Below are 9,760 nucleotides of genomic sequence, written 5' to 3'. Positions count from 1 at the left end.
GCACCAGCGACGGGGCGCCCGACTACTTCGTCACGGTCATCGAGGACATCACGCCGCGCAAGCAGGCCGAGGCCGAGCAGCAGCGCTATCAGGCCCAGCTCCGCCTGATGATCAACGAGCTGAACCATCGGGTGAAGAACACCCTGGCTACGGTCCAGTCGATGGCCGCCCAGGCCCTGCGCGGCGGCGGCGACCCGTCGGCCGCCTACGAACGGTTCGAGTCCCGGCTGATGGGGCTAGCCGAGGTCCATGACGTGCTGACCCGCGAGAACTGGCACGGCGCCGACCTTCGCGAGGTGGTCGAGCGTGCGCTGCGCCCGTTCACGTCCGCCGTCCCGGGCCAGCTCAGCGCCGAGGGGCCCGCCGTCTGGCTGCAGCCGCGCGCCGCCCTCACCATGGCCCTCGTGCTGCACGAACTGGCCACCAACGCCGTCAAGTACGGGGCGCTGTCGTGCGAGACGGGCGCCGTATCCCTGGGCTGGACCTTCGACGCCGTGGACGAGCGCCTGCGCCTCACCTGGGTCGAGTCCGGCGGCCCGCCCGTCAGTCCGCCCACCCGCCGCGGCTTCGGCTCGCGCCTGATCGAACGCGCCCTGAAGAGCGAGCTCCAGGGGCAGGCGGCCATGACCTACGATCCCGCCGGCCTCGTCTGCATCATGGACGGCAAGCTGCCCAAGCGCGAGGGCATGCTGAACCTGCTGGACGGGATCTAGTCCCGGCGGACTCCGCGTGTCGCCGCCGGGCCCGGGTGTCACGGGCCGGTCCCGGCGGCGCCCGCCTCTAGTACTCCAGCCGGATACCCACCCGCACCACCGTGCCCAGCACGTCGTAGAGGCTGCGGTTGGTCTGGACGTAGCCCACCGTGTTCTCGGCCCCCAGCGACGCCGGGTTGGCCACCAGCGGCGGGTCCTTGTTGAACAGGTTCTTGATCGAGACGTAGCCCTCGCCCGAGACGTTCGCGATCTGGAACTTCCGCGCGATCGACAGGTCCCAGAAGAGGGCGCCGTCGATGTGGTTGTCGTTGATCGTGAAGTACGGAGCCGTCAGGGTCGGGCAGCCGCTCGTGCACTCGGTGTAGGCGTTGCTGATCACCCCGCTCGAAACGCCGCGGGCGGTCAGGCTGAACGTCCAGTCGTCCAGCTTGTAGAGGGCGTTCAGTCGGTAGATCCAGTCGGGCGTGCTGCCGGCGTTGGAGCCGGCCAGGTTGATGGCCGTGACGCCGTCGTCGGTGACGTTCTTGATGTAGTGCGTCGCCTGTGCCCGCAGGCTGAGGTCGCCCTTGAGGCCGTCGGAGATTTCGCCGAGGTCCACGCGGTACGAAGCTTCCAGGTCGAGGCCCCGCGCCTTCATGCTGTTCAGGTTGGCGTAGTACAGGTTGATGGTGTTCAGCACGCCGTTCGTGAAGACGAGCTGGTTGCAGTAGCTCTGGACCTTCTGGATGTAGCAGTAGTCGGCCACGTTCTGGGCGGCGACGAAGCTGATCACCCCGTCCACCTTGATGTCGTAGAAGTCGATCGAGGCGCCGAAGCCGGGCAGGAACCGCGGCCGGAACACCGCCCCGATCCCATAGCCGTCGGCGACCTCCGGATCGGCGTTCGGGTTGCCCTGCAGGTTCTGCACGAAGGCCGTGGAGACGCCGTTGATGCTCACCGAATTGCTGCGCGCGGTGCCGCTGTCGTAGAGCTCGGACAGGTTCGCGGCGCGGATGTCCCGCGAGCGCGAGGCGCGCAGGGTGAGGTCCTCGATGGGCGTCCAGGTCAGGCCCGCCTTCCAGGTCGTGACGCCGCCCGAGGTGCTGTAGTCCGTGTAACGGACCGCCCCGTTGAAATCCAAGCCCTTGAGGATCGGCAGCAGGATCTCCGCATACCCTTCCGTCACCTTGTAGCTGCCGCTCGTCACCCGGTAGTTGCCGTACTTCCAGCCGCTCTCGAACTGCGGGTCGACCGAACCGTCCAGGCTCTCCTTGCGGTGCTCGGCGCCCACCGCGATCGAGATCGGCCCTGCCCAGCCCTCCAGGCTGTTGGTGCGGAAGTTCACCGCCACCACGTCCTGCTTGAACTGCTGGGTCCGTACCGGTTCCCCCAGCACGTAGTTCAGCGCCGCCTGGCTCGCCACGCCCACCCCGAACCGGTTCAGCGGCACGCACCCGTTGGTCGGCGCCGTCAGCGTCGAGCGGCAGACGATCTGGCCGTTCGCGGGGTTCACCACGGCGTCGGTGGCGAGCGCCAGCCGCGCGTTGTTCCAGGTGGCGGTGAGCTGCTCCTTGGTGTCGGTCTCCCCGTGCTGGAAGTAGCCGTCCCACTTCACGTCCAGGCCGGCCGCCTCGAACTCTCCCTTCGCGCCCGCAACGTAGCGTTCCGTCTCGCGCACGTTCGCGCTGCCCGAGGCCGGCATGTCGATGTTGCTGGTGCCCATCGTGAACGAGCGCAGGCCCAGCGCGGCCATCTGCGCCTTGATTGACGCCGGCAGGTAGGCGTTGTCGGCCTGGATGGTGATGCCGGTCTGCGTCGGCGAGATGTAGTAGCTCAGCCCCTCGTAGCGGGCGTAGCTGGCCTGGGCGAACACCTCGACGTTGTCGGTGACCTGGTAGCTCACGCGGCCGAAGACGCTGTCGCGGTCCTCGTCGGGGGCCAGGCTGTTGGTGCCGTTCATCCCCGAGGACGAGTACTTCCAGTCGCCGCCGATCATCCACTGGCCGGTCACCGCGCCATAGGCCAGCTGGTTCACCGAGCCGCCCGGCCCGAAGTAGGTCCCACGCAGCGGCCCCGCCGTGATCAGCCCGCCGGGCGTGTAGGCCGAGATGCCCACGTCGTGAGACACGACATAGAACGGCTGCCCGGCCGCGGTGTTGGGATTGCGCACCGCGAACCAGCCGGTCCGGTTCCAGTCGCGGCTCGTGTAGTGGATGCCGTCCTGGCGCACCCGCTCGGCGCTGAACAGGACGTGGCCCTTCTTGTCCGCGAACGACGCGCCGCCGGTGACGTTGAACTTCCAGCCCTTGTTGTCGTGCTCGCCGGTCTCGCCGTACTCGATCGTGCTCTTCAGGCCGGTGTAGCCCGTGTCGAGGATGAAGTTCACGACGCCGCCGACCGCGTCCGAGCCGTAGGCCGACGAGGCCCCGCCGGTCACCACCTCGACCCGGCTGATCAGCGATTGCGGGAAGGTGTTGATGTCCACCAGGCCCGTCGAGGCCGAGGCGACCGAGCGCTGGCCGTCGAACAGAACCAGCGTGCGGCCGGCGCCCAGCGCCCGCAGGTTCAGCGCCGCGATGCCGGCGACGCCGTTGCTGAGGCCGCCCGACGACGTCGCCGCGGTCTGGCTGCCGGCGATGGACGGCAGGGTGTTGACGAAGTCCGAGATGTTCGCGGGCGCGGCGGCGGCGATCTCGTCGGCGCCCAGCACGTTCACTGGCGTGGGTGCGTCGTAGCCGTCGCGCACGACGCGCGAGCCGGTGACCAGCACCTCGGTCAGGGTCTCGTCGGTGGCTGCGGCGGTGGTGACGGCGGCGTCTGCCGGGGCTTCGGCGGCGTGGGCCGACCACGCGCCGGCGGCGAGCGCGAGGGCGCCTGCCGATGCGAGGACATTCTTTCGCAGTCGGGAATACGCCAGGGGCTTGCGCGAATACGTCATGGACCTCTCCAGCATGAGATGTTTTTGGTTTTGAATTGGCGTTTGGTTCGAATGGACTGGGCGGAACGCAGGCGAATACTGTCCTCGACCGCCGGCCCGGCGCCGGCGGCTGGGGTCTGTCGATGTCGATCGTGGCGGCCCGCCGGCGAGGCGGTTCTTGCCGCGCCGGATGCCGACCCTTCGGCCGATCGCCCCTGCGGGCGCCTCGGCGCGTGCGTTCCCCCATGGACCGCTCTTGCAGAGCGTCCTATATCGATCCTTGCGACCTGCGCTCAGGTCGTGGATCATCGAAAGTAAGCAGGTCCCGGCCCCCTGCCACATTCGAGTCTAATTTATCAGAACGGTAACGTTAGACTTCGAACTTCGTAATCTGAACTTGCGAAGGCGCGTTATCTGCCGGGCAATTACGCAAAATTGGGGTTCTGGTGGTGAAATCCGAACAGTTGGACCTGGATGACGTCGATTACCGCATCCTGCAGGAGCTCTCTGCCGACGGCCGCGCTTCGGACGTCTGGCTGGCCGAGAAGACCAACCTGTCCAGCACGGCGGTGGCCCGTCGGCGGAAAAGTCTCGAGGAGCGGGGCGCCGTGCTCAGCTACTCGGCCAACCTCGACCTGCCCAAGCTGGGCTACGGCGTGGTGGTGATCGTCTCGATCGAGCTGAACTCCCAGGCCGAAAAGGCGCTGAACGAGTTCGAGCGCGAGGTGATCAAGTGCCCGTCGATCTCGTATTGCGGCTTCATCTCGGGCGACACCGACTTCCTGATCATGCTCAACGTCGCGTCCTTCGAGGACTACGATCGCGTCTACCGGCGCGAGCTTTCCACCCTTCCCCACGTGGCCCGCATCCGCAGCAGCTTCGTACTGCGCGAAGTGGCCCGCCGCGGAACCCCGCCGGTGGTCTTCATGGACGAGACCGGAGCGTAGGAAGGGGCGGGCCATCGCCAGCGCCTACTTCGGCGTCGTGGTCGGGTAGGTGATCCCGAGTTGATCCAGATAGGTCTTATATTTCTTGGGGTTGTAGTAGTAAGGCTCCATCTTCGGGCGCAGCTTGGCCATGATGTCGGTGTTCAGCCAGATGGCCGGCTTGTCGTCCGGCCCTAGCACCGGGTCGTACTTCTGGGTCTTGAGCTGGACGTTCTGGAAGTAGTCCTTGGCGTCGGCCACGACCTTGGGCGTGGTCATCAAGTCCAGCACCGTCAGCGCCACGGCCTTGGCGCCCACGACCACGCCCTTGTGGGCGATCGGCGTCGCCATCGCCATGGCCGAGGTCACGTTGTGCCCGATGGCGCCGGGGATGTTCGACGGATAGCGGATGGTGATCGTCGGCACCGTCCACATGATGTCGCCGATGTCGTCCGAACCGCCGCCGAACCCGCCCCGGTCGCCGGGCGCGGTCAGGGGCGCGACCTCTGTGGCCAGCGGCTCGCCCTTCAGCTTGTTGGTCTCCTGCACGGCCTTGGCGAACGCCTTGTCGTCCTCCGACCACTGCGGCATGCCGATGCGCTTGATGTTGGCGTACGCCGCCTCGGCCAGGGGTTTGTTGCTGTAGTTCGGCGCCGCATAGCCCAGCACCCGGTGCTCCACCGTGGTGTCGGTGGCCATGGCCGCCGCCTGCGAGAGCTTGTTGCCCAACTCGTACAGGTCGCGGATCGACTGGAAGTTCTGCTCCCGGAAATAGTACCAGACCGTCGCCACGCCCGGCACGATGTTGGGCTGTCCGCCCCCGTCCGTGATCACGTAGTGCGAGCGCTGGGTCAGCGGCAGGTGTTCGCGCCGGAAGTTCCAGGCCGTGTTCATGATCTCGACGCCGTCCAGGGCGCTGCGCCCATCCCACGGCTGGCCGGCGGCGTGGGCCGTCTTGCCGTGGAAGGTGTATTCGACCGAGACCATGCCGTTGTTGCCGCCGGGGCCCCAGGCCGTGCTGAAATCGCGGCTGACGTGGGAGAAGATCGTGGCGTCCACGTCCTTGAACATCCCGGCGCGGACATAGAACGCCTTGGTCGCCAGCAGCTCCTCGGCGACCCCCGGCCACAGCATGATGCGGCCCGGGATCTTGTTCTTCTCCATGACGTCCTTCGCGGCCAGGGCCGCGACGATCATCATCGGCATGCCGGAGTTGTGGCCCTCGCCGTGACCGGGCGCGCCTTCCACCATCGGCTTGATGTTGGGGATGCCGGGGTACTGCGACAGGCCCAGCAGGTCGTCGATGTCGCTGCCCAGCGCGATCAGGGGGCCGCCCGTCCCCCACGTCGCCGTCCAGGCGGTCGGGATGCCGGCCACGCCCCGTTCGATCTTGAAGCCGTTCTTCTCCAGGACGCCCGTGAGGAACTCCGAGGTGCGGAATTCCTGGAAGCCCGGTTCGGCGTAGCTGAACACCTGGTCGACCATCTCCTGGGCCATCTTGGTCCGGGCGTCGACGCCGGCGATGGCCGCCGTGCGCATGGCTTCGGTGGTGTTCACCGGCGGGGCGACGAAGGGCGCCGCGGCCGGCTTGGCCGCCTCGGCCGCCGGCGGGGCCTGGGCCGCGCCGACCGAGGGCGCGGCGGCCGCCGCCAGCATCAGGGCCGCGAAGGCCGCGCCGTGTCGAAGATCTCGCACTGTTGTCCCCTCTCCATCCGGGCCGCACGCAGCGGCGGTCGTCGCTCGCCGGACGCGAGGCGACGGCTTTCAACAAGATTGCAGAAAAATACGTCGGAAAACGAATCTCTGCGGCAGTTCCGAGAAGAATTGCGGCGTCAGCAACAGGTTTTTCGCGGGTTTCGGAGCGTAGTGCCGCTTTGACGCTTCCCATGCCTGCGGCGCCGCATTCATGAACGGCGGGCGCCCGACTTTGCGACAGGCGCGACGCGTCCGCTACGCCGCTGGCGGGGCAGGGGGCGGCTTGGACGCTGCGGTCTTCTTGGCGGCTGGGCGCGGAGAACGGCTGCTGGCCAATCGGTCGGCGCGGTCGGCGGGCTTGCCGAGCTCCGGCTTCGTGGCGACCGGTGGGGCCGGCGCGCCGCTGGTCGCGTCGCGCAGACGCTCCGCGAGGCGGATGCGCCCAGGATCCTGCGCGATCCTGGCCCAATTCGCTTCGAGGTCCTTGTTGATCCGAGCGCGCTGCGCGTCCGTCATCAGCGACAGGTGTTCCTGCAGCGCTTGAATGCACCAGTAGTGCTCGAACCAACTGCGGAAATTTGCGCTGAGGTCGGTCAGCCATGGCAGGTTCGAGGCGGCGGGGTGCGCCCGCGCGATCGCGATGCGCATCAGCCGGCGGCCGGGCTCGTCGCGGAGGGCGAGTTGCGTCAGCACGGCTTGCGGCGACTGCAACGCGGCGGCCTCGCGCATGGCCTCGCTGGCGACGGCCGCCATCTTGCGGGTCCGGGGGTTCCCGGCGCGCTCGGTGCGGCGGATCTCCTCGTACTTCGCGCCCAGGACGTCGAATGCGGCGACGGAGATCTGGTCGACGTCCGGCGGGCCTACTGCGCGGGGAAGAACGGAGAAGAGACACCCGACGTCGAACGCCGAGAGTGAATAACGCTCCGACTTTAGCGATCCGGCGCATCCGTGCGCGAGCAACTGAAGCGTTCCCGGCTTCCGCAGCCAGTGGAACGCCAGCATGTGCTGAGGGTCCGGCTCCGCGGCCAGCGCCACCGCCTGCATCTTGCCGAGCAGTTCGCGGTCCTGTTCCAGCGCGAACCGCAGGTCCGGGAAGCGCAGCATCAGGGCCACGAACTTGCCGATCTGCTCGGGCGTCGCCTGTGAGCCGCCGCCTTCCGTTTCGTCGAAGAGGCCCTGGTCGCTCGCGATGTAGAGGGCGAGCCGGAACGTGTTGATGAACTGCTTGATGCGCCTCGGATTGTACTCGAACAGCGCGCTGACGAATTTCACGACCTCGCGGATGCGCTCCGATTCCCCCTTCACCTCGAGCCGCCTGAAGATCCGCTTCGTCGGTTGAGTAGGGGCTGGAGCGGCCACGGTCGGCGCGCCGCCTGCTGTGCGAGTCCCCATTGTAACCCGTCGAAGAAGCGCCCCCGCGAAGGGCGTCCAGTACGCCACAAGGCGTCCGCCCCAGCTCCGCCGCGCCGGCGTCGCCGGCGATTCTCGGAAGAAGCTCGCCAGCGCCGCCTCGTCTGCCGCCACCGGCAGCGAGAAGCTGATCTGGACGAACTTCTCCAGATAGGCGTAGCCGAAGTAGAGCGGGGTGAAGTTGTCTTTCTCGTCGTTCGGCTTCCAGTGCGAGCTCTCGCGCAGGAAGGGCAGCATGTCCTTGTATTTCTGCGCGATGCCGGCGGCGACCTTCTCGCGGTCCATGCCGATGACGAAGATCAGGTTGTCGGAGTCGCCGATCATCAGGTTGATCGCCTGCATCAGGTCGGCGGCGCGCGGCACGTCGCAGCGGTCTAGGTCGTCGATGAACACGAAGATCCGCCGCTCGCCCGCATAGGCCGCCACCAGCCGGCCCAGGTCCACGTGGAAGCTCTCGATGAAGGAGGCGTGCCCCGCGTAGTCCGGCGTGGCGATGTACTTCTCCAGCTTCAGCGATAGCGGCATCTTCACGAACGACTGGAACTTGTAGAGGCCGCCGGCGCCCAGCGCGGCGACGAGCCCCCAAGGCCCGGCGGACCCCATGAATTCGAAGAGCGAGGCCCCCGTGATCTGGGCCTGCCTTCCGGGCAGGGGCTTGGTCTCGTCGGTGAGCAGCGTCTTGAGCAGCCCCGCCGCGTCTGCGGCGTCCAGCCGTGTGGCCAGGAACCAGAGCTTTGCGGCCACGAACGCCAGCGCCAGCAGCGAGAGCGCCAGTAGGGCCAGCTCCAACCACGCTCGCGGACCGGCCAGCCGGCTGAAGAAGAGGCGCATATCCCCCCCCATTCCCCCTCGATCGAGATGGTCATGGGCGGCTTGCTCGCCTCGGCGGTCAGGAAGCGCGCGATGGCCTCCACATAGGGCGTGAAGCCCAGGCTGTCGGTCAGGGTCGCGCGGTCGCCCAGCGCGTTGCCGGCGATGCTGTCCGCCTGCTCGATCCTCGCCGCCGCTGCTGCGTCGTCCATATCCCGGCCTCGCCCCCGAACCCGATGCGGCCGCCCGTCCCTTCGGCCGGCGCGTCCGCGGCTTCACTCGCACCTGGATACTTGTCGCCCGCCCGTTCAACCCTGGCGGACGGTAGCGATTTGAGGGCCGGGCCCGCCTGCCGTCAACCGCCGGTCTGCAGCAGTGCGCGGCGCTGCCACCGCGCAAGGAAGCTCGCGACAATCATTAGAATTTCTGCAAAGACTTAAATCCTATTGATTCAGTAGGTATTGAGCGTGACGCCGCTCCTCCCCTTCTGAGGCGTCTCGTGAGCGGGGAGCGCGCGGGCAGGGCTGGTCCTGTCCGCGCGCCCTTCGTCCAACCCAGGAGCCGCAAGGTGATCGTCAGCTTTCAGGCCCTCCCGGGTCCCTGTCGCCTGCGGGCCTGAGCGCCTCCAGGCGCGCCATCCACACACATCCTGTTCTTTGTCTTTGATAGGCCGTGCCGGCGATTTGCGGGCGGTCAGGGGGTTGTCTTGTCTGCAGTAAAGCTATTGGCCTTGGGCTCCGCTTCCGCCGCCGTCCTGCTGGCCGCCACGCCCGCCGCATCGCAGGCGGTGTCCGCGACCGTGACCGCATCCAACGCCTCCGCCGAGGCCGACGCCGGGGACGGCGCGGGCGATGGATCGGTCGAGGCGGTCGTCGTCACCGCCCGCCGCCGCGCCGAACAGGCCCAGGACGTGCCCATCGCCCTGTCGGTCCTGGGCGCCGAGACCCTGGAGAAGACCGGGACGTACAACCTGGCCCAGGTCGTCCAGCTCGCCCCCAGCCTCTACCTCGGCTCCTTCAATCCGCGGAACACCACGGTCAATATCCGCGGCCTCGGCAACAACCTGGGCCTCGCCAACGACGGGCTGGAGGCCGGGGTCGGGCTCTACATCGACCAGGTCTATTTCAGCCGCCCTGCCGCCTCGACCTTCGACCTCTCCGACGTCGAGCGCGTCGAGGTGCTGCGCGGGCCCCAGGGCACCCTGTTCGGCAAGAACACCACCGCCGGCGCCATCAACGTCACCACCCGCCTGCCCACCTTCACGCCCGAGGGCCGCTTCGAGCTCAGCTACGGCGAGTATGGCTTCCTGC

General features: G+C 67.8%; 6 protein-coding genes. 3 read left to right on the top strand and 3 right to left on the bottom strand.

Going from position 1 to position 9,760, the window contains the following annotated elements; all coding sequences use genetic code 11:
• The coding region (locus tag Q0L11_RS05940) for a sensor histidine kinase (RefSeq protein ID WP_296596040.1) at positions 1–713 on the top strand (713 nt) is incomplete at its 5' end.
• Between the two features lie 67 nt (positions 714–780).
• On the opposite strand, the gene Q0L11_RS05935 is transcribed toward Q0L11_RS05940, so the two are convergent.
• A complete protein-coding gene (locus Q0L11_RS05935) occupies positions 781–3,630 on the bottom strand; it encodes a TonB-dependent siderophore receptor (protein WP_296596038.1) in 2,850 nt (949 codons plus the stop codon).
• A gap of 425 nt (positions 3,631–4,055) precedes the next feature.
• On the opposite strand from Q0L11_RS05935, the gene Q0L11_RS05930 reads away from it, so the two are divergent.
• Complete coding sequence (locus tag Q0L11_RS05930; RefSeq protein ID WP_296596037.1) at positions 4,056–4,556, top strand: Lrp/AsnC family transcriptional regulator; 501 nt, start codon at positions 4,056–4,058, stop codon at positions 4,554–4,556.
• A 24-nt stretch (positions 4,557–4,580) separates the two neighbouring features.
• Here Q0L11_RS05930 and Q0L11_RS05925 read toward each other — a convergent pair whose 3' ends face one another.
• Both Q0L11_RS05925 and Q0L11_RS05920 read right to left on the bottom strand, forming a co-directional pair.
• Positions 4,581–6,230, bottom strand: coding sequence for an amidohydrolase (locus Q0L11_RS05925; RefSeq protein WP_296596035.1), 1,650 nt, complete (start codon positions 6,228–6,230; stop codon positions 4,581–4,583).
• 255 nt (positions 6,231–6,485) lie between these two features.
• Positions 6,486–8,471: a P-loop NTPase fold protein gene (locus Q0L11_RS05920; RefSeq protein ID WP_296596030.1), complete on the bottom strand. Its 1,986-nt coding sequence runs from the start codon at positions 8,469–8,471 to the stop codon at positions 6,486–6,488.
• Positions 8,472–9,180: 709 nt separating this feature from the next.
• Here Q0L11_RS05920 and Q0L11_RS05915 point away from each other — a divergent pair.
• Positions 9,181–9,760: TonB-dependent receptor plug domain-containing protein (locus tag Q0L11_RS05915; protein ID WP_296596029.1), on the top strand; the 580-nt coding region annotated here is incomplete at its 3' end.

Origin of the sequence: Phenylobacterium sp., from assembly GCF_024508875.1 — a bacterium.
In the GTDB taxonomy this organism is placed as follows: domain Bacteria; phylum Pseudomonadota; class Alphaproteobacteria; order Caulobacterales; family Caulobacteraceae; genus Phenylobacterium.
The sequence above is the reverse complement of the archived record's forward strand: the minus strand, read 5'-3'. Positions and strand labels throughout refer to the sequence as shown.